This is a genomic window from Streptomyces sp. NPDC016851 (assembly GCF_055562795.1).
The window spans coordinates 1-19,416 of sequence record NZ_JBVHEP010000027.1 but is presented as its reverse complement, the minus strand read 5'-3'; the positions used below and the strand labels follow the sequence as shown (position 1 = coordinate 19,416).

16 protein-coding genes are annotated in these 19,416 nt (G+C 72.1%); 10 read left to right on the top strand and 6 right to left on the bottom strand.

The annotated features are described in order from the left end of the window. Window positions 1–38 precede the first annotated feature (38 nt). A complete protein-coding gene (locus ACZ3I3_RS33460; RefSeq protein ID WP_467371150.1) occupies window positions 39–2,060 on the bottom strand; it encodes a beta-galactosidase in 2,022 nt (673 codons plus the stop codon). A 184-nt stretch (window positions 2,061–2,244) separates the two neighbouring features. On the opposite strand from ACZ3I3_RS33460, the gene ACZ3I3_RS33455 reads away from it, so the two are divergent. From ACZ3I3_RS33455 to ACZ3I3_RS33435, 5 genes are all read left to right on the top strand, one after another. Further along, complete coding sequence (locus tag ACZ3I3_RS33455) at window positions 2,245–3,564, top strand: ABC transporter substrate-binding protein (protein ID WP_467371148.1); 1,320 nt, start codon at window positions 2,245–2,247, stop codon at window positions 3,562–3,564. Beyond that, window positions 3,561–4,538, top strand: coding sequence for a carbohydrate ABC transporter permease (locus tag ACZ3I3_RS33450; protein WP_467371146.1), 978 nt, complete (start codon window positions 3,561–3,563; stop codon window positions 4,536–4,538). The genes ACZ3I3_RS33455 and ACZ3I3_RS33450 overlap by 4 nt, the downstream gene beginning before the upstream one ends. Further along, entirely contained in the window at window positions 4,535–5,443 is a 909-nt protein-coding gene (locus ACZ3I3_RS33445) for a carbohydrate ABC transporter permease (protein ID WP_467371144.1), read from the top strand. The genes ACZ3I3_RS33450 and ACZ3I3_RS33445 overlap by 4 nt, the downstream gene beginning before the upstream one ends. Next, window positions 5,440–6,471, top strand: coding sequence for a LacI family DNA-binding transcriptional regulator (locus tag ACZ3I3_RS33440; RefSeq protein ID WP_467371142.1), 1,032 nt, complete (start codon window positions 5,440–5,442; stop codon window positions 6,469–6,471). Before ACZ3I3_RS33445 ends, ACZ3I3_RS33440 begins: the two co-directional genes overlap by 4 nt. Window positions 6,472–6,544: 73 nt before the next feature. Continuing rightward, window positions 6,545–6,934, top strand: a complete 390-nt coding sequence (locus ACZ3I3_RS33435) for a MarR family winged helix-turn-helix transcriptional regulator (protein ID WP_467371140.1) — start codon at window positions 6,545–6,547, stop codon at window positions 6,932–6,934. A gap of 33 nt (window positions 6,935–6,967) precedes the next feature. On the opposite strand, the gene ACZ3I3_RS33430 is transcribed toward ACZ3I3_RS33435, so the two are convergent. The 3 genes from ACZ3I3_RS33430 to ACZ3I3_RS33420 all read right to left on the bottom strand — a co-directional run bounded on the left by ACZ3I3_RS33430 (window position 6,968) and on the right by ACZ3I3_RS33420 (window position 9,084). Further along, window positions 6,968–7,369, bottom strand: coding sequence for an SseB family protein (locus ACZ3I3_RS33430; RefSeq protein ID WP_010043978.1), 402 nt, complete (start codon window positions 7,367–7,369; stop codon window positions 6,968–6,970). A gap of 176 nt (window positions 7,370–7,545) precedes the next feature. Then, on the bottom strand, window positions 7,546–8,397 hold the full coding sequence (locus ACZ3I3_RS33425; RefSeq protein ID WP_467371138.1) for a phosphotransferase enzyme family protein: 852 nt from the start codon (window positions 8,395–8,397) through the stop codon (window positions 7,546–7,548). 27 nt (window positions 8,398–8,424) lie between these two features. Beyond that, complete coding sequence (locus ACZ3I3_RS33420; RefSeq protein WP_467371136.1) at window positions 8,425–9,084, bottom strand: maltokinase N-terminal cap-like domain-containing protein; 660 nt, start codon at window positions 9,082–9,084, stop codon at window positions 8,425–8,427. A gap of 281 nt (window positions 9,085–9,365) precedes the next feature. On the opposite strand from ACZ3I3_RS33420, the gene ACZ3I3_RS33415 reads away from it, so the two are divergent. From ACZ3I3_RS33415 to ACZ3I3_RS33400, 4 genes are all read left to right on the top strand, one after another. Further along, on the top strand, window positions 9,366–10,559 hold the full coding sequence (locus ACZ3I3_RS33415) for an MFS transporter (RefSeq protein ID WP_467371134.1): 1,194 nt from the start codon (window positions 9,366–9,368) through the stop codon (window positions 10,557–10,559). An 83-nt stretch (window positions 10,560–10,642) separates the two neighbouring features. Further along, entirely contained in the window at window positions 10,643–12,409 is a 1,767-nt protein-coding gene (locus tag ACZ3I3_RS33410; RefSeq protein ID WP_467371132.1) for a beta-galactosidase, read from the top strand. Beyond that, window positions 12,403–14,787: a beta-galactosidase gene (locus tag ACZ3I3_RS33405; RefSeq protein WP_467371340.1), complete on the top strand. Its 2,385-nt coding sequence runs from the start codon at window positions 12,403–12,405 to the stop codon at window positions 14,785–14,787. Before ACZ3I3_RS33410 ends, ACZ3I3_RS33405 begins: the two co-directional genes overlap by 7 nt. Window positions 14,788–14,874: 87 nt before the next feature. Continuing rightward, complete coding sequence (locus tag ACZ3I3_RS33400; protein ID WP_467371130.1) at window positions 14,875–15,945, top strand: LacI family DNA-binding transcriptional regulator; 1,071 nt, start codon at window positions 14,875–14,877, stop codon at window positions 15,943–15,945. 8 nt (window positions 15,946–15,953) lie between these two features. Here the strand turns inward: ACZ3I3_RS33400 and ACZ3I3_RS33395 are convergent, their stop codons facing one another. Beyond that, entirely contained in the window at window positions 15,954–17,933 is a 1,980-nt protein-coding gene (locus ACZ3I3_RS33395) for a heavy metal translocating P-type ATPase (protein ID WP_467371129.1), read from the bottom strand. A 172-nt stretch (window positions 17,934–18,105) separates the two neighbouring features. Here ACZ3I3_RS33395 and ACZ3I3_RS33390 point away from each other — a divergent pair, with 172 nt between their 5' ends. Then, entirely contained in the window at window positions 18,106–19,320 is a 1,215-nt protein-coding gene (locus ACZ3I3_RS33390) for an MFS transporter (RefSeq protein ID WP_467371127.1), read from the top strand. Here ACZ3I3_RS33390 and ACZ3I3_RS33385 read toward each other — a convergent pair. Beyond that, a partial coding sequence (locus ACZ3I3_RS33385) for an integrase core domain-containing protein (RefSeq protein ID WP_392200673.1) occupies window positions 19,317–19,416 on the bottom strand: 100 nt, incomplete at its 5' end. The genes ACZ3I3_RS33390 and ACZ3I3_RS33385 overlap by 4 nt on opposite strands.

Genomic DNA, 19,416 nt, shown 5'->3' with positions numbered 1-19,416 from the left:
GCGGCTCCTGCGGCTCGCACGGGCGGAGGGGAGTCGGTTCAGCCGTCGAGCCGGACGACCCGGACGGCTCCGGCCGGGACCGCCAGGCGGCCCGCGGCGCGTTCACCGGTCAGCAGTTCGGTGCCGTCGGCCTCCAGCGGCACCTTGGCGTCCGAGGCGGTGTGGTTCACGGCGAACAGGTAGGTGCCCGACTCGCCGGTGCGGCGCACCACTTCGACGTCCCGGGGCAGGTCGGCGCGCGGGGCGAGCCGCGCGTCCTCGACCGCCCAGCCGAGCAGGGCGTCGAGTCCGTCGGCGCCGAGCCGGGTGGAGACGTACCAGGCGATGCCCTCGCCGAGGCGGTGCCGGGTGACGGCGGGCCGCCCGGCGGTGAGGCCGTCGGCGTACGTCAGGACGGTCTCGGCGCCGCGCGGCACCACGAACTCCGTCCACACGTCGGCGGCCAGCTCGGATCCGTCGGGGCCGGTGACGCTCACCCGCTCGCCGGGCAGCAGCGGTGAGAACTCCTCGACGGTGAGGCCGAGGACGTCCCGCAGGGGGCCCGGGTAGGCGCCCTCGTGGACGGCGTCGTGCTCGTCGACGATGCCGGAGAAGTAGGAGACGACCAGTGTGCCGCCGTTGTCGACGTAGGTCTTCAGGTTGCGCCCGGCCGCTTCCGTCATCAGGTACAGGGCCGGTACGACGACAAGGGGATACCTCGACAAGTCGGCTTCCGGGTGGGCGAAGTCGACGGTGAGGTGGCGGTCGTAGAGGGCCTCGTAGAAGGAGTCGGCGCGTTCGCGGGCGTCGTGGTCGACGCTGGGGCGCCAGTCGAGGTTCTGCGCCCACCAGGAGTGCCAGTCCCACAGTACCGCCACGTCGGCCTCGGTGCGGGTGCCGCGGATCTCGCTCAACGCGTCGACGGCCGAACCGAGTTCGACGACCTCGCGCCACACACGGGTGTCGGTGCCGCCGTGCGGGACCATCGCCGAGTGGAACTTCTCGGCGCCTCGCCGGGACTGGCGCCACTGGAAGAACATGGCGCCGTCGGAGCCGCGCGCCACGTGGGTGAGGGAGTTGCGGGCCATCTGACCGGGGGCCTTGGCCGGGTTGCGGGGCTGCCAGTTGACGCCCGAGGTGGAGTGTTCCAGCAGCAGCCAGGGGGCGCCGCCCGCGACGGAGCGGGTGAGATCGGCGGCCATCGCCAGGTTGACGTGGGTGCGACGGCCGTCGGTGATCAGGTAGTGGTCGTTGGTGACGATGTCGACCTCACGGCCCCAGGCCCAGTAGTCGACGGAGTCGCACTGGCTCAGCGCCGTCATGAAGTTGGTGGTGACCGGGACGCCCGGGGACAGGCGGTGCAGGATGTCCCGCTCCGTCACGAAGTTCTCGCGCATGGTGGCGTCGGCGAACCGCTTGTAGTCCAGCGCCTGGCCCGGGTTGACGGCCGCGGGGGTGAGCCGGGGCGGGTTGATCTGGTCGAGGTCCGCGTAGCGCTGGCCCCAGAAGGCCGTGCCCCAGGCCTCGTTGACCGCGTCGACCGTGCCGTACGTCGTCGCCAGCCAGCGGCGGAAGTGGGCGGCGCACGAGTCGCAGTAGCACGCCGAGACGGGGACGCCGTACTCGTTGTGCACGTGCCACATCGCCAGGGCCGGGTGGTCGCCGTAGCGTTCGGCGAGCTTCGTGGTGATGGCGGCGGCGGCCGCGCGGTAGTCCGCGTTGCTGTGGCAGATCGCGGCGCGGGAGCCGAACTCGTAGCGCACGCCCTCGGCGGTCACGGGCAGGGCGTCGGGGTGGGCCCGGTAGAACCAGGCGGGCGGTACGACGGTGGGAGTGCCGAGGTCGACGCGGACGCCGTGCTCGTGCAGCAGGTCCAGGAGCCGGTCGAGCCAGCCGAAGTCGTGACGGCCGGGTGAGGGCTCCAGCAGCGCCCAGGAGAAGATCCCGACACTCACCATGGTGACGCCGGCCTCGCGCATCAGCCGGACGTCCTCCTGCCAGACGCTCTCCGGCCACTGCTCGGGGTTGTAGTCCCCACCGAAGGCGAGCCTGGTGAGGCCCCTGGGGGTGGTCTCCGGCATGGATGGTCTCCCGGTCGGTCGATCAAATGGGAACGTGCACACACAGCGGCGCAGTGCGGAGCCCAACATAACCGCACAGCAACAACCATTGACAAGTGTCCGGGATGTTTCTCTACTGTGAACGCTCACAGAAGCATGGCAGGTTCTCGCAGCAGGCGAGGACCCCAGGTCAGGGGAGAGATCCATGCCGCACACGAAGCGCCGCCGCCTCGTGACATCCGCCGTCGCCCTCACGCTCGGCGCCACCGCCCTCGCCGCCTGCGGCTCGGAATCCGGGGACAGCGAGACCGAGTCGGGGCCGGCCTCGCTGACGTACTGGACCTGGACGCCCGGCATGGACAAGGTCGTGGACCTGTGGAACAAGGGGCCGGGCAAGAAGGACCAGATCACCGTCACGGTGAAGAAGCAGGCGTCCGGCGACACGCTCATCACCAAGATCCTCACCGCGCACAAGGCGGGCAAGGCGCCCGACCTGGTGCAGGCGGAGTACCAGGCGCTGCCCACGCTGGTCAGCAACGACGCCCTGGCGGACATATCGAAGAACGTGGGCGACGCGAAGGACAGGTACGCCGACGGTGTCTGGCAGCAGACGACGCTGGGCACCGACGCCGTCTACGCGGTCCCGCAGGACATCGGGCCGATGATGTTCTACTACCGCGAGGACCTGTTCAAGGAGTACGGCCTGACGGTGCCGACGACCTGGGACGAGTTCGCGAAGACCGCGCGCAAGCTGAAGCAGGCCGCCCCCGACAAGGACCTCACCACCTTCTCGGCCAACGACTCCGGCCTCTTCGCGGGCCTCGCCCAGCAGGCGGGCGCCAAGTGGTGGACGACCTCCGGTGACCAGTGGAAGGTCGCCATCGACGACGCGGCGACGCGGAAGGTCGCGAAGTTCTGGGGCGGCCTGGTCAAGGAGGGCGCCATCGACAACCAGCCGATGTACACCCCGGCCTGGAACAAGGCGCTCAACACCGGCAAGCAGATCGCCTGGGTCAGCGCCGTGTGGGCACCGGGCACGCTCACCACGGCCGCCCCCGCCACCAAGGGCAAGTGGGCCATGGCCCCGCTCCCCCAGTGGTCCGCGAACGAGAACAGCACGGGCAGCTGGGGCGGTTCCTCCACCGCCGTCACCACGGACTCCGAGCACCAGCAGGCAGCCGCCAAGTTCGCCACCTGGCTGAACACCGACTCCGACGCCCTCAACGCCCTGGCCAAGGAGAGCGGCATCTACCCGGCCGCCAAGAACGCCCAGACCAGTGGCGCCTTCCTCAAGCCGCCGGCCTACTTCTCCAACCAGGCCGACTTCTACAGCAAGGCCGCCGACATCGCGGAGACCACGGCGCCGTCCGCCTGGGGCCCCAACGTGAACGTCGCCTACACCACCTTCAAGGACGCCTTCGGCGCCGCCGCGAAGAACAAGTCGGACTTCGGCGCCGCGCTGAAGGAGATGCAGGACGACACCGTCGCCGACATGAAGAAGCAGGGCTTCGAGGTCGCGGAGTGAAAAGCACGGCACGTCGGCGGTCGTACGGGGTCAAGGGGGCCCCGTACGCCCACCCGTCTCCCACCACCACCCTCAAACGAGCGCGAAGCGCCCCCTATTTTTTCCTCATCCCGGCGACGATCCTGTTCGCACTGTTCTTCGCACTGCCCATCGGCTACGCGCTCTGGCTCAGCCTCCGCAAGGTGAAGGTCTCCGGCCTCGGCCTGGGCTCCGGCGCCCGCAAGGAGGTCTGGGCCGGTCTGGAGAACTACACCGACGCCCTCACCGACAGCGAGCTGGTGAACGGGGCGCTGCGCGTGCTGGGCTACGGCTGCATCGTCGTCCCCGTCATGCTCGGCCTCGCCCTGCTCTTCGCGCTGATGCTGGACTCCGAGAAAGTGCGGCTGGCCCCCTTCACCCGGCTCGCGATCTTCCTGCCGTACGCCGTCCCCGGTGTGGTGGCGGCGTTGCTGTGGGGCTTCCTGTACCTGCCGGACGTCAGCCCCTTCTACTTCGTGCTCGACAAGCTGGGCCTGCCGCAGCCGGACCTGCTGGACGGCGGGCCGCTGTACCTGGCGCTGTCGAACATCGCGGTCTGGGGCGGCACCGGCTTCAACATGATCGTCATCTACACCTCGCTCCAGTCGATCCCGGCGGAGGTGTACGAGGCGGCGAAGCTGGACGGCGCCACCCCGGCGCAGATCGCGCTGCGGATCAAGATCCCGATGGTGGCGCCGTCGCTGGTGCTGACCTTCTTCTTCTCGATCATCGCGACGCTCCAGGTGTTCAGCGAACCGACCACCCTCAAGCCGCTCACCAACTCGGTGTCCACCACGTGGAGTCCGCTGATGAAGGTGCACCGGGACGCGTTCGGCGAGGGTGACATCTACTCCGCCGCGGCGCAGGCCGTGATCATCGCGTTCGTCACGCTCCTGCTGTCCTTCGGCTTCCTGCGGGCCGCGAACCGTCGTCAGAAGCAGGAGGCAGCCCGATGAGCTCCCTTGCCGTTTCCCAGGCCGAGCCGGTGGCGAGCACCGCGCCGGGTGCCGCCCAGGGCCGCCCGCCGCTGCGCCGCCGGATCGCCCTGATCCCCACGGTCACGCTGTTCCTGGGGGCGGTCTACTGCCTGCTGCCGGTGGCCTGGGTGGTCATCGCGGCCACGAAGTCCGGCAGTGAGCTGTTCTCCACGTTCACGTTCCTGCCGGGCACGGGCTTCGCCGACAACTTCCGGGATCTGAGCGCCTACCGCGACGGCGTCTACTGGTCGTGGATGGGCAACTCCGCCCTGTACGCAGGGCTCGGTGCCCTGCTGTCGACGTGCGTGTCGGCGTTCAGCGGCTTCGCGCTGGCGATCTACCGTTTCCGGGGTCGCGAGACGATCTTCAACGTGCTGCTCGCGGGTGTGCTGATGCCGCCGGTGATCCTGGCCATCCCGCAGTACCTGCTGCTGGCGAAGGCCGACCTCACGGACTCCTACCTGTCCGTGCTGCTGCCGCAGATCCTGTCGCCGTACGGCGTCTACCTCGCCCGGATCTATGCCGCCGCCGCGGTGCCGGCCGACGTGGTCGAGGCCGGCCGGATGGACGGGGCGAGCGAGTGGCGGATCTTCACGCGGATCGCGCTGCCGATGATGATCCCGGGCATGGTGACGGTGTTCCTGTTCCAGTTCGTGGCGATCTGGAACAACTTCCTGCTGCCGTACATCATGATCAGCGACGACGAGAAGTTCCCGATCACCCTCGGCCTGTTCACGTTGCTGGAGCAGGGCGCCAACACCCCGGCGCTGTACACCCTGGTGATCACGGGCGCGCTTCTCGCGGTGCTGCCGCTGGTCGCTCTCTTCCTGGTCATCCAGCGGTTCTGGAGTCTGGATCTGCTCTCCGGAGCCGTAAAGTCATGACCATGAACGCTGCGGGGGGCAGGCGCAGGCCGCCCACGATCCACGACGTGGCGCGCGAGGCGGGGGTCTCGCGCGGCACGGTCTCGCGTGTGCTCAACGGCGGCCACTACGTCAGCCCGGCCGCCCAGGAGGCGGTGAACGCGGCCATCCGCAGGACGGGTTACGTCGTCAACCGGCACGCCCGCTCCCTGATCACCGGGCGGTCCGACTCGATCGGCTTCCTGCTGACCGAACCGCAGGAGAAGCTGTTCGAGGACCCCAACTTCAACGTCCTGCTGCGCTGCTGCACCCAGGCGCTGGCCGCGCACGACATCCCCCTGCTGCTGATGCTGGCCGGGACGCGGGACGAGCGGCGGCGGATCACGCGGTACATCACCGCGGGCCACGTCGACGGCGTGCTGCTCGTCTCCAGCCACTCCGCCGACCCGGTCGCCGAGCAGCTGCACGAGGCGGGGGTGCCCCTCGTGCAGTGCGGCAAGCCCATGGGGCGTGGCACCAAGGTGAGCTACGTGGCGGCGGACGACCGGGACGGCGCCCGCGACATGATGCGCCACCTGCTGTCGCTGGGCCGCCGCCGTATCGGCATGGTGAACGGCCCGGTGGACACCCCGGGCGGTGTCGATCGCCTCGCCGGCTACAAGGAGGTGCTCACGGAAGCGGGCCTCGAGATCGACGAGCGGCTCATCGTCACGGGCGACTGGGGCCGGGCCAGCGGCGAGGCGGGCGCCGAGCAGTTGCTGGCTCAGGTCCCGGACCTGGACGCGGTGTTCGTCGCCTCGGACCTCATGGCGCAGGGCGTGCTGGCCGCCCTCCAGCGGGCGGGGCGGCGCGTGCCGCAGGACGTCGCGGTGGGCGGCTTCGACGACTCCCCGGCCGCCGTGGCCTCCAGCCCTGAGCTCACGACCATCCGGCAGCCGTGGGACCGGATCAGCGCCGAGATGGTGCGGGTGCTGCTCGCGCAGATCGGGGGCGAGGATCCGGCGGCGGTGATCCTGCCGACGGAACTGGTCAAGCGGGAGTCGACCTAGGATCCGGTGCCCGGTGAGAGGCATGCACTGCATGCACGGACATTGAATGTCACGCCGGTGTTACCGTTCACATATGGCGTCGAAAACGGCTGGTGCGCGGCTCGAGGAACGGTGGCGGGACATCCTGTCGGCGCACGCGCGCACGATGTGCGAGATCGACCGGGTGCTGCATCCGCACGGCCTCGGCGCGTCCGACTTCGAGGTCCTGGACATCCTCGCCACGGCGGCGCCCGAGGAGGGCGACCAGTGCCGGGTGCAGAACCTGGTCGGGCGGGTCCACCTCAGCCAGAGCGCGCTGTCCCGGCTCATCGCCCGGCTGGAGAAGGACGGGCTGGTGACGCGCTCGGTGTGCGCGGAGGACCGGCGCGGCGTGTGGGTGGCCCTGACCTCCAAGGGCCGTGACCTGCACGCGGAGGTACTGCCACTGCAGCGGGCCGCGCTGGCCCGGGCCCTGGGCGCGTAAACCGCCCGGGCCCGGGCTCCGGCCCGCTCGGTCCTACGGACGTGCCAGCAGGGTGCGTACTCCCTCCGAGGTGAGGGTCAGGCGGTGCTCCGAGCTGCCGTCTATGGTGAGCGACAGGTCGTCGGCCGGCCACTGGGCGGCCAGGGCGCCGAGCGGCACCAGGCGGTAGCGGGAGACGAACGGCAGCAGCCCGGCCATCTCCACCTCGGAGGTGAACACGGGCACCACCGGCTCGCCACCGGGCTGCTCCAGCACCGGCAGCGCCACCGCCGAGGGGTTGGCGGCGTCGGCGTCGTTCGCGTCGTCGGGCACGGGGATGAGCACGTCGCTGTTGGCGAGCGCGTCCAGAGCCGCCGCGTCCTCGGTGTTCTCGGTGAGGACGTCCAGAGCCCGCTGGGCGGGCGTGGGCGTGGGGTCGTTTGCGGGTGTCTCCATGGCAGATTCCCTGGTAGCGGCGGTCGTGCGGCCCGCCCGGGGCATGATCCGCCCCGGACGCGGTGCTGCTCGCGTACCCGATCGTGCCCGGGACAATCCTGGTTGATCTTTGAGGTTCAGGGGATGGGTGGGACGCGATGCAGGAGAGGGCAGAGCAACCCGTCCGCCACCCGCGATCAGCCGTAGGAACCCAAGCCGTTCCGATCGACTGCCGCCCGGATCCGGCTCAGCCACTCCCCGGCCAGTCTGCGCCCGTCGGGGAGCTGGTCGTCTCGGTCCCAGCGCCATGTTGTGATCATCGCCAGCACGAGGATCCGGCACTCGCGCAGCAATTCCTGATCGACGCCCGGATAGTGCTCGTCGGCTTCTTCGGGCGCATGGGCGAGGTCGAATTCGACGGGCCCGCGGCAGCACGTCTCGAGGTCGATGAACAGCAGCCCGTTCCTCGTGGTGAGGAGGTTGCCCGGGTGGGGCTCGCCGTGCAGCAGCTGCTCGGCGGCACCGCGCTCGCCGATCGCTCGTCTGAGGCTCCGCAACGTGTCCCCGAGCAGTTCCCGGTCCGTGCCAGCGAGCGCCGGCGTGCGGCCGTGGTTCGCCACGAGTTGTTGAGCCTGCTCGACTCGGTCCGTGAAGTGCGGGGCAGGCACAGCTAGTTCGCGCATGCCGGTATGCAGCAGCTTGAGCGCGGTGGCGTAGTCGGCCGGTGAGATCTCTCGGGGCATAGCGGGTTCGTAGTAGGTCCACAGCGTGATCTCGAAGCCGTCACGCTCATGGACGCGTGGCTCCACTCGAGGCTCGAGAGCAGCCACGGGGCATCCGGCTCCGGCGAGCCGCTGCGCGAGGTCGAGTTCGAACTGTGCGACCTCATGCGCCGCAGGTGCCACCCGGGCCAGGACATCGCACGGCAGCAGACGCAGAGTGAGCTTGTTGGAGTCATGAAGAACGCGCGCGTCGTCGGCTGTCAGGCCGAGTGAAGAGGCGGTCGACAGGGCCGCGGCCACCGCCCGGCGGGTCTCAGACGTCTTCATCGTCGCCCGGCCCCTCTCTCTTGACCATTAGGTGCGCGGGCCGGTGTGCAGAACGGCGAATACCCCGCGGGCCCGGGTGCCGTCCGGAAGCTGCCAGGCGCCGGTGACCTGGCCGGTCGCTCCCGGGGAGGGGGGAAGCGGGCCGTCGGGGGCAGGGCTCAGGACCCGGTGCAGGTGGAGGGTCGTGCCGTGCGGGGCGGTCAGCCGGGTGCCGTCCTGGCCGTCGGTGGCGACGAAGTCCGTGGGGAGGGGGCCTTCGCCGGTGTGGGAGGCGGCGACCTCCCGGTCGGCCTCGTGGCTGACGCTCTGGGCCTGGGCCTGCGCCCGGCCGTCGATCAAGGCGGCCAACTGGGCGACCAGGACGGGGTCGTGGCAGCCGTCGTAGGCCCAGCGCCGCCCGAGCACGCCGTGCTCCATGGTGCCCACCAGGGCGTGCTCCGCCCCGTCGAGGGCGGCACCGCGATAAGTGAGCGGGACCTGGTAGGTGACGGGCTGAGGCCCCGAGGTGTCGGTGACGACCATGAACTCGATCCCGACCTCGCCCTCCGGGTCGTCCAGCCGGAACCCGCCGGCCTTGGCCAGCTGCGGTCCGGCAGCACCCCCGCGGTACCACGGACGGGACGGCAGCCAGGAGGTGAGCAGTTCCAGCTTGGTCGGTGCGACCGTGGTGCGGTGGATGACGGCCATGCCCAGGGTTTCCTTCCGTCCGTTGCGCCGGCTCGAGGGCGCAGGTGGTGGCCCACGCGCGCATTAGATCAGCCGTCATACCGGCTTGACCACGCGATTACCGGTGAGGGCGAGCCAGCCCGGAGGTCGCACGGGGTTCTCATTCGGGCCGTCAAGGGGTGTCGGCGCGCCGGATGTTACCGGTAACATCACCCTCGCCCTCCCTCGCCCGCCCTCGCTTCGAGCCGTACGCGCCATGTCCTCCGCCCGCCGCACCCGGCCGGCCGTCCCCCGGAGTCCGCGTGACCGACCAGCCCACCGCGCAGCGCGCGGTCAGCCTCTCCCCCGACGCGCCGGCCCCGGTCTTCAGCCGGTCCGCCACGGTCGCCTCCTGTGCGGGCTTCGTGCTCATGGGTGCGCTGCAGGCCCTGTACGGGCCCGCGATCCCCGGCTTCCGCGCGGAGTTCGGGCTCTCGCCGTCCGCCGCCGGGCTGGGGCTCAGTGCCCACTTCGTCGGCGGCGTGGCCGGTGTACTGCTGTTCGACCGGCTCTACGGGCGGGTCGGCAACCGGCACCTCCTCGGCAGCTCCTACCTGCTGATGGCGGTCGGCGCGGCAGGTTTCGCGCTGGCGCCCGGCTGGCCCGTCGCCCTGGCGGCGGCCCTGCTCGCCGGGCTCGGTTTCGGCGGCATCGACTACGGCCTCAACCAGCTGTTCGCCGTGGGTTTCGGCCACCGTTCCACCGCGATGCTGAACATCCTCCACGCCCACTTCGGCATCGGCGCCATCCTCAGTCCGGCCCTGATCGGCGTGGTCGGCTCCGAGCACTACCCGGCCGTCTTCCTCGGTTTCGCCCTCGCCAACCTGCCGTTGCTGCTGTGCCTGAGGGGGGTACGGAACGACGCGCCCGTCCCGGCCGCCGACGAGGCGAGCCGTGGCGGGGTCCTCCGGCGGAGCCTCGCCTCGGTGCTCGGCGTCTTCGTCGCGCTCTACGTCCTGCACGTGGGCATCGAGGCCGGTGTCGGCGGCTGGGAGCCCACGCACCTGGAGACCGTCGGCTACGGCGCGGGCGTGGCCGCCACCGCCACCTCCGTGTACTGGCTGATGATGACCGTCGGCCGCTTCCTGGTCGCGCCGCTCGCGCTGCGCTTCTCCGCCCAGGCGATCATCACCGTCTCCTGCGCGGGCATGACGGTGTGTCTGCTGGCCGCGTCCGTGCCGGCGCTGGCGCCGTACGCGTACGCCGGTGTCGGTCTGTTCATCGCGCCGATCTTCCCCACCGGGCTGCCGTGGCTGAACCGGGCCGCCCCGCGGGCCCGCAGAGCCGGTGCCCTCGTCATCGCCGCGTCCATGGTCGGTGGTGTCGTGGCGGGTCCGGCGCTGGGCAAGGCCATCGAGTGGTCGGACGTCCGCGCGGTGCCGCTGCTGTTGTGCGGTGTCTCGGCGCTGTGCCTGGCCGCGACGCTCTGGCTGATCCGCGTCACCCGCTCCCACTGAAACGTCCACCGACGCCCACCGACATCCATTGACGTCCATCGACGTCCTTGACTTCCGCCCGCATCCCGAAGGGAAGCCTGCTCATGCCCGCCCTGACGACGACGTCCGACGGATTCCTGCTGCACGGCGAGCCGTTCCGGATCATCTCCGGTGCGCTGCACTACTTCCGTGTCCACCCCGGCCTGTGGTCCGACCGGCTGCGCAAGGCGCGGCTGATGGGCCTCAACACGGTGGAGACGTACATCCCGTGGAACCACCACCAGCCCGACCCCGAGGGCCCCCTCGTGCTCGACGGCCTCCTCGACCTGCCCCGGTTCCTCCGACTCGCCCGGGACGAGGGGCTGCACGTGCTGCTGCGTCCCGGCCCGTTCATCTGTGCCGAGTGGGACGGCGGCGGCCTGCCCGACTGGCTGACGTCGGACCCGGACATCCGGCTGCGGTCCAGCGATCCGCGTTTCACCGGGGCCGTCGACCGCTACCTGGACCTGCTGCTGCCCGCGCTCCGGCCGCACCTGGCCGCGGCGGGCGGTCCCGTCATCGCCGTGCAGGTGGAGAACGAGTACGGGGCCTACGGCGACGACAGCGCGTATCTGAAGCACCTGGCCGACGCGTTCCGCTCCCGGGGCGTCGAGGAGCTACTGTTCACCTGCGACCAGGGCGACCCCGAGCACCTGGCCGCCGGGAGCCTGCCGGGCGTGCTGACCGCCGGCACCTTCGGCAGCCGGGTCGAGCAGAACCTCGGGCGGCTGCGCGAGCACCGACCCGAAGGCCCGCTGTTCTGCGCGGAGTTCTGGATCGGCTGGTTCGACCACTGGGGCGGCCCGCACCACGTACGGAACGCGGCCGACGCCGCCGCCGATCTGGACCGCCTGCTGTCCGCCGGGGCGTCCGTCAACATCTACATGTTCCACGGCGGCACCAACTTCGGCTTCACCAACGGCGCCAACCACAAGCACGCCTACGAGCCCACCGTCACGTCGTACGACTACGACGCCGCGCTCACCGAGTGCGGTGACCCGGGCCCGAAGTACCACGCCTTCCGGGAGGTCATCGCCCGCCATACCGGCGTCCCCGACGAGCCCGTCCTGGCGCCCGGCCCCAAACTGCCGCCGACCGGTGTCGAGTTGGACGGCCGGGCACCCCTGCTGCCTCTCGTCGGCGCGCTCGCCGCTCCCGTCCGTACCGACGACCCCGTGACCATGGGCGAGCTCGGGCAGCACGCCGGCTACGCGCTCTACCGCACCGTCCTGCCCGCCTCCGGTGACGGCCTGCTGCACTTCGCCGGCGGGGTCGGCGACCGTGCCCAGGTCTTCGTCGACGGCGCACCCGTCGGTGTGCTGGAGCGCGAACGCCACGACGAGACGCTGCCGGTGCGCATCCCGCACCCGGGAGCCAGGCTGGAGGTGCTCGTCGAGAACATGGGCGGCGTCAACTACGGGCCCCGCATCGGAGCCCCGAAGGGCCTGCTCGGGCCCGTCTCCTTCAACGGCACGGCCCTGCGCGGCTGGGACTGCCACGCGCTGCCGCTGGACGACCTGGAGGCGGTGCCGTTCACCCCGGGCGACGGGACGGCGGTCACCGTGCCTGCCTTCCACCGCGGCACGTTCGAGGTGGACACGCCCGCCGACGCCTTCCTCGCCCTGCCCGGCTGGACGAAGGGGCAGGCCTGGGTCAACGGCTTCCACCTGGGCCGCTACTGGAACCGCGGCCCGCAGCACACGCTGTACGTCCCCGCGCCGGTGCTGCGGCCGGGCGGCAACGAGCTGGTCCTGCTGGAACTGCACGGCACCACCGCCACCCGCGCGCAGCTGACCGACACGCCCGACCTCGGCCCGGAGAACACCTGGTGACCCCGCACCGGCTGCGCGTGCCCGCGCCCTCCGCTCCCCCGCCGACCGGCCACCTGCCCTTCGCGGACGCGCCGGGCGTGCCCGATCCGATCGAGGTCACCGGCCGCTGGCTCACCCGCGGCGGCCGTCCCTGGTTCCCGGTCTCCGGCGAGTTCCACTACTCCCGCTACCCGGCCCGGGAGTGGGAGGAGGAACTGCTGAAGATGAAGGCGGGCGGCGTGACCGCCGTCGCCTCGTACGTCATCTGGATCCACCACGAGGAGACCGAGGGGCGGATCCGCTTCGACGGCGACCGGGACCTGCGCCGCTTCGCCGAGCTGTGCGCCCGCCACGGCCTGGACTTCATCCCGCGGATCGGCCCGTGGTGCCACGCGGAGGTACGCAACGGCGGCCTGCCCGACTGGCTGCTCGCCCGCGTCCGGGCGCCGCGCACCGACGATCCGGCCTATCTGGAGCCCGTACGCGCCTGGTTCGCGGCGGTCGCGGAGCAACTGCGCGGTCTGGACCGGGCGCACGGCGGCCCGATCGTCGCGATCCAGATCGAGAACGAGCTCTACGACCAACCCGGCCATCTGCGCACCCTGAAGCGGCTGGCCCAGGAGGCCGGGCTGAGCGCGCCGCTGTGGACGTCGACCGCCTGGGGCGGGGTCCAGCTCCCGGGCGACGAACTGCTCCCGCTGTACGGAGGCTATCCGGAGGCGTTCTGGACGGAGGCGGACGGCGGCTGGCCCGACACCTGCCGCAAGCACTTCTTCTTCACCCACGAGCGCGACGACGAGGGCATCGGCGCCGATCTGCGGCCCACGACCGTACGCGGCGCCGGCCCGGAACCGGCGGACCGATTCCCCTGGGCCACCTGCGAGTTGGGCGGCGGCATGGCGGTGGCCTACCACCGGCGGCCCCGGGTGGAGGCCGCCGACGTGGCCGCGCTGGGGCTCACCAAGGTCGGCTGCGGTTCGGTGTGGCAGGGCTACTACATGTTCCACGGCGGCACGAACCCACCCGGCGAGCTGACGACCCTTCAGGAGTCGCACACCACCGGCTATCCCAACGACCTGCCGGTCCTGACCTACGACTTCCAGGCCCCGCTCGGCGAATACGGCCAGGTGCGCTCCTCGTACCACGAACTGCGGCTCCAGCACCTGCTGCTGGCCGACTTCGGGCACCGGATCGCTCCCATGGAGTCCGTGCTGCCCGAGCGGCTGCCGACGGGGCAGCACGACCGGGAGACGCTGCGCTGGGCCGTCCGTACCGACGGCTCCTCGGGCTTCCTGTTCGTGACCAACCACCAGCCGCACGAGCCGCTGCCCGACCACCCCGACACGGCCTTCACGGTCGACTTCCCCGACGCGCCCGCGCTGACGCTGCCGAGCGCTCCCGTCACCGTGCCCTCCGGCGCCTGCTTCTGCTGGCCCCTGCGGCTGGACGTGGCCGGGCTGCGGCTGGAATGGGCGACCGCGCAGCCGGTGTGCACCGTCGAGGCGGGCGGACGTACGGTCCTGGTGCTGGCCGCGACCGACGGCATCACGCCCGAACTGGCCCTGGACGCGGACACGGTGGCGTCTGTCGCGATACCGTCCGGGGAAGTCACGCCGGTCGGCGGCCGGATCCTGGTCAGCGGAGTGCGGCCCGGCACCGACGCCCTGGTCGAGGTGGACGCCGCCGACGGTTCACGCGTCGGGCTGCTGGTCCTGGACGCGGCGACGGCCCGCACCGTCTACCGGGGTGACGCCTGGGGAGCCGAGCGGCTGGTGCTGTGCGGGGACGGCGTCGTCTTCGACGGTGCCGAGGTACGGCTGCACAGCCCGGCCGCCGAGCCGTCGTTCGCCGTGCTTCCCGCTCCGGATTCCGCCCCGGTGGTGGCGGGGACACGGGTGCGGGAGGCGGCGGACGGTGTGTTCACCCGCTACACGATCGAGGCCGCGCCCCTCCCGGACAGTACGGTGCCCGTCACCCTGGTCAGGCCCGCCGGTCCGGCTCCCGAGCCGGTGACCGGCGTGCAGGGGCGGGCGAGCGTGCCGGCGGACAAGTACGTGGAGACGGTGGCCGCCGAGTACCGCGTCGACGTACCGGAGGACCTGCTGCGGGCGCCTGCCGGTGTCCTGCTGCGACTGCGCTGGACGGGTGATCTGGCCCGGGCCCATGTGGGGGACGTCCTGGTCGCCGATCAGTTCTACTCGGGCCGGGTCTGGGACATCGGCCTGGACCGGCTGCCGGTCGAGGCGCTGAGAACGGAGGGCTTGCGGCTGAAGGTGCTGCCGTTGGCCGCGGACGCCCGGGTCCACGTGCCGGGACAGGTCGGCGAAGCATGGCGAGCGGCGGGTGTGCGGCACGCCGAGTGGGTGGTCACGCGCGCGTGGGCGGTGCGGGCCGGCTGAGAAATCCCACGGGCCCCGCCCGGCCTACGCTGGCTCCTGCCGGGCGGGGTCAGGACCGCCGTAACCGACGTCGAGGAATCACCCGCCATGACACCGAGCGCCACCGACAGCCCTGTCCCCAAGGGCCGCAGCAGGCGCAACTTCGCCGGTGCGCGGCCGGTGATGGCCGACGTGGCCCGGCTGGCCGGCGTCTCCAAGCAGACCGTCTCCCGGGTGCTCAACGACCATCCGGCCGTCCGCCCCGAGACGCGCGAGGCCGTCCTGGACGCCATGCGCACCCTCGGCTACCGGCCCAGCCGCAGCGCGCGGTCGCTGGCCAGCGGCCGGACCCGGATGCTCGGGGTCATCTCCTTCGACGCCGCCCGGTATGGGCCCGCGTCCATCTTGACCGCCATCAACACCGCGGCCCAGGAGGCCGGTTACCTGGTGAGCTCCATCGCGCTCGACACGGCCGACCACGACACCGTCGTGGAGGCCGTGAACCGGCTGTCGGCCGAGGGCGCGGACGGCGTCATCGCGATCGCCCCGCAGCAGTGGGTGGGCCGGGCCCTGGCGGAGACCGACCTCGGGACTCCCCTGGTGGTGCTGGAGAGCGCCCTCGACGACAGCACGCCCCTGGTCACCGGCGACTCCCGCACCGGGGCCCGCAAGGCGACCGAGCACCTCCTCGGCCTCGGGCACCCCACGGTCTGGCACATCGCGGGCCCCGCGGGATGGACCTCCGCCGACCACCGCCTGGAGAGCTGGCAGGCGACGCTCCAGGCGGCCGGTGCGGACATCCCGGCCCCGCTCGCCGGGGACTGGAGCGCCGACTCCGGGTACGACCTGGGCCGCCGGCTGGCCCGGCGCCCGGAGGTGACGGCGGTGTTCGCCTCGAACGACCAGATGGCGCTGGGTCTGCTGCACGCCCTGCACGAGTCCGGGCGGTCCGTCCCCGGGGACGTCAGCGTCGTCGGCTACGACGACATCCCCGAGGCCGGGCATCTCCTGCCGCCGCTGACCACCGTCCGCACCGACTTCGCCGAGATCGGCACCCGTTCCCTGCGGCTTCTGCTGGACCGCATCGACGGCCCCGGGGAGCAGCCTCGCGTCGACACGCTCGTCCCCGTGGATCTCGTGGTGCGGGCCAGCACCGGCCCGCCACCGCCGGTGGGCTGACGGGTTCGTCAGTCGTTTCCTTCGGCGGCGGCCCGCTGCCAGGCCGTCTCCCGCAGCAGCCGCAGGCCGTTCAGACCGACCAGGACCGTGGAGCCCTCGTGGCCCGCGACGCCCAGCGGCAGTGGCAGGTTTCCGGCCAGGTCCCAGACGACGAGACCGGTGATGAACACCCCGGCGATGACGAGGTTCTGCACGACCAGCCTGCGCGCGCGGCGCGAGAGGGCGACGGTGGCGGGGACCGCCGCGAGTTCGTCGCGCACGATCACGGCGTCGGCGGTCTCCAGGGCGAGGTCGGAGCCCGCCCGGCCCATGGCGATGCCGGTGTGGGCGGCGGCCAGGGCGGGCGCGTCGTTGACGCCGTCCCCGACGACCAGCACCTTGCGGCCCGCGCGCTCCATCTCCTGAACGGCCGTCAGCTTGTCCTGCGGCAGCAGCCCGGCACGCACGTCCTCGATGCCGGCCTCGGCGGCGAGGTGCGCGGCGGCCCGGGGGTTGTCGCCGGTGAGGAGCGTCGGGGCGGTGCCGGTGAGGGTGGTGAGCGCGGCGACGGTGGCGGCGGCGTCCGGGCGCAGCCGGTCGGCGATGCCGAGCAGCCCGGCGGGGGCGCCGTCGACGAGGACCAGGACGGCGGTACGGCCGGACTCCTCCAGTTCCCCGGCGACGGCGGCGACCGTGCTGCCGGTGCCGTCCAGGAGACGGGACGGGGCGCCGACGGCGATCGCACGGCCGCTCACGACGGCGGTCACTCCCACGCCGGGCGCGGAGGTGAAGTCCTGCGCATCGGGCAGGTCGAGACCGCGCTCGCGGGCAGCGTCCACGACCGCCCGGCCCAGCGGATGCTCGCTGGGCCGCTCGGCGGCTGCCGCCAGCGTCAGCAACTCCGCTTCGTCCAGGCCCGATCCGGGCAGCGGCCGGACGTCGGTGACGCGCGGGCTGCCCTCGGTCAGCGTGCCGGTCTTGTCCAGCGCGACCGCGTCGACCTGGCCGATCCGCTCCATCACCACGGCCGACTTCACCAGCACGCCGTGCCGTCCGGCGTTGGCGATGGCCGACAGCAGGGGCGGCATGGTCGCCAGCACGACCGCGCACGGCGAGGCCACGATCATGAACGTCATGGCGCGCAGCAGCGCGTCCGTGAGCTGCTCGCCGAAGGCGAGGGGCACCAGGAAGACGGCCAGGGTCGCGGCCACCATGCCCAGCGAGTACCGCTGTTCGACCTTCTCGATGAACAGCTGCGTGGGCGCCTTCGTCTCGGACGCTTCTTCCACCATCCGGACGATCCGGGCGATCACCGAGTCGGACGCGTCGCGCTCGACCCTGATCCGCAGGGCGCCGGTGCCGTTGAGGGTGCCCGCGAAGACCTCGTCGCCCGGCTCCTTCGCCGCGGGGAGCGGCTCGCCGGTGATGGTCGCCTGGTCCACGTCGCTCGCCCCGTCCAGTACTCGGCCGTCGGCGCCGACGCGCTCACCGGGGCGGACGAGGACGGTGTCGCCGACCGCCAGCTCCTCGACGGGCACGGTCTGTTCGCCGCCGTCCGGAGTCAGCCGGGTGGCCGTGGCGGGGGCGAGATCGAGCAGGCCGCGGACGGAGTCGGCGGTGCGGGCGGTGGCCAGCGCCTCCAGCGCGCCCGAGGTGGCGAAGATGACGATGAGCAGGGCGCCGTCCATGACCTGCCCGATCGCCGCCGCGCCCAGTGCGGCGACGACCATCAGCAGGTCGACGTCGAGCGTGCGCTCCTTGAGCGCTTTGAGCCCTTCCCAGCCCGGCTCCCAGCCGCCCGTGAGGTACGACAGGGCGTAGAGCGGGCCCCAGGTCCAGGAGGGTGCGCCGGTCAGCTGCAAGGGCAGCGCGAGCAGGAACAGGACGGTGGCCGCCGCGGCCCAGCGCGCCTCGGGGAGCGCGAGGACACGGGTACGCCGCCGGGGCACGGTCCCGGTGCGCGCGGGCTGTGCCCGGTCGACGGGCTGCGGCGTGAGGGTGGAGGTCATCAGAAGAGTCCTTCGGGCGGGGGCATGCCTCCCCACCGTACAGGAACACATGAAGACTGATTCATGTCTTCATCGGTGACCGGACGCCCATGGCGGACGTCCACGGGGGAACTCGACGCGCCCCCGGGGGCCGATGCGAGCCCGGGCCGCTTTCGTGGAAGGGAGGGCCCAGTTGGGCACGGAAGTGACCGCACGACCGGCGGGGTACCGGCAGGTGATGTCGGTGCCCGGGTGGCGGCCCTGGGCGCTGACCACACTGCTGAGCCGGATCCCCGACGCGATGGCGCCGCTGGCGCTCGTGCTGCTGGGCCATCAGACGGGATCGTTCACCGTCGGCGGACTGGCCTCCGGCGCCCACGCCATCACCGAGGCCGCGCTGGCGCCGTGGCTCGGCGTGCTCGCCGACCGGTGGCGCGGCCACCGCTACGTGCGGGTGGCGCTGGTCGTCCGCGCCGCCGCCTACACCCTGCTGGCCGCCACCGCCACCGTGCTGCCCGCCGCGGCCCTGGTGATCCTGGCGGGCGTTGCGGGCGGCATCGGGGCCGGAGTGCCCGGACAGCTCAGAGCGCTGCTCGCCCGCACCACGGACCCGCCACTGCTGCACCCGGCGATGAGTCTGGACACCACGCTGCTGGAGCTGGCCTGGACCATAGCCCCGGTCGGCGTGTCCGTGCTGGTCGCCGTCGGCGACCCCCGGCTGGCGGTGGCCACCATGGCCGTGCTGGCCGCCACCGCGGCACTGGCCTCGCTGCGCCTGCCGACGGCACCGTCCGACGGCGACGGGGCCGACGGCGCCCGGCGTTCAGGACTGGCGCTGGGCCCGGTCCTGCTGCGCGCGGCCCTGCCCTCCCTCGCTCTGGCCCTGGTCGGCGGCTTCGCCGGCGGCGTCCTGGACACCGCGGTGCCACCCGTGCTGGACGCCTCCGGTTCGCCCGCCTCGCTCGCCGGGGTCCTGTTCACCGGCTACTCCGTCACCAGCGTCGTGGGCGGGCTGATCTACGGGTTACGGCGCTGGCCGGGCAGAATCCACCGCCAGGCGGCGGCGCTGCTGGCGGCCCTGTGCCTGGCCCTGCTGCCCGCGGCGCTGGTGCCCAGCCTGCCGGTCATCGCGGTGAGCATCGTGGCGGCGGGGCTGTTCGCCGCGCCGCAGCTCACCGCCCGCTCTCTGACCCTGCAGCGGGACCTGCCGGAGTCGGCGTGGAGCGCCGGGTTCTCCGCCCTCTACGCCGCCAACGGCGCGGGGTACGGCTTGGCCGGTTTCGTCGTCGCCGCCCTGCTCCCCCTGGGCGCGCACTTCGCCTTCGCCGTCCCCCTGGCGGTCTGCCTCGCCGCCGCCGTCGTCGCCTTCCTCCCTTCAGGAACCGCCCTTGAGTCAGACAAGCCCTAGTTGTGCTGTCCGGACAGGTTGGTGACGCGGCTGGCTGGGGTGTGGCCGCCGATGCCGGTGTGGGGTCGGTGGTAGTTGTACCAGTCCAGCCAGTCG

Bases quoted from the DNA above. Each gene is read 5' to 3' on its own strand.
- ACZ3I3_RS33430 (WP_010043978.1), bottom strand. From the start codon at position 7,369: ATGGAGACACCCGCAAACGACCCCACGCCCACGCCCGCCCAGCGGGCT.
- ACZ3I3_RS33420 (WP_467371136.1), bottom strand. From the start codon at position 9,084: ATGGCCGTCATCCACCGCACCACGGTCGCACCGACCAAGCTGGAACTG.
- ACZ3I3_RS33410 (WP_467371132.1), top strand. From the start codon at position 10,643: ATGCCCGCCCTGACGACGACGTCCGACGGATTCCTGCTGCACGGCGAG.
- ACZ3I3_RS33440 (WP_467371142.1), top strand. From the start codon at position 5,440: ATGACCATGAACGCTGCGGGGGGCAGGCGCAGGCCGCCCACGATCCAC.
- ACZ3I3_RS33455 (WP_467371148.1), top strand. From the start codon at position 2,245: ATGCCGCACACGAAGCGCCGCCGCCTCGTGACATCCGCCGTCGCCCTC.
- ACZ3I3_RS33445 (WP_467371144.1), top strand. From the start codon at position 4,535: ATGAGCTCCCTTGCCGTTTCCCAGGCCGAGCCGGTGGCGAGCACCGCG.
- ACZ3I3_RS33460 (WP_467371150.1), bottom strand. From the start codon at position 2,060: ATGCCGGAGACCACCCCCAGGGGCCTCACCAGGCTCGCCTTCGGTGGG.
- ACZ3I3_RS33435 (WP_467371140.1), top strand. From the start codon at position 6,545: ATGGCGTCGAAAACGGCTGGTGCGCGGCTCGAGGAACGGTGGCGGGAC.
- ACZ3I3_RS33425 (WP_467371138.1), bottom strand. From the start codon at position 8,397: ATGAAGACGTCTGAGACCCGCCGGGCGGTGGCCGCGGCCCTGTCGACC.
- ACZ3I3_RS33395 (WP_467371129.1), bottom strand. From the start codon at position 17,933: ATGACCTCCACCCTCACGCCGCAGCCCGTCGACCGGGCACAGCCCGCG.
- ACZ3I3_RS33400 (WP_467371130.1), top strand. From the start codon at position 14,875: ATGACACCGAGCGCCACCGACAGCCCTGTCCCCAAGGGCCGCAGCAGG.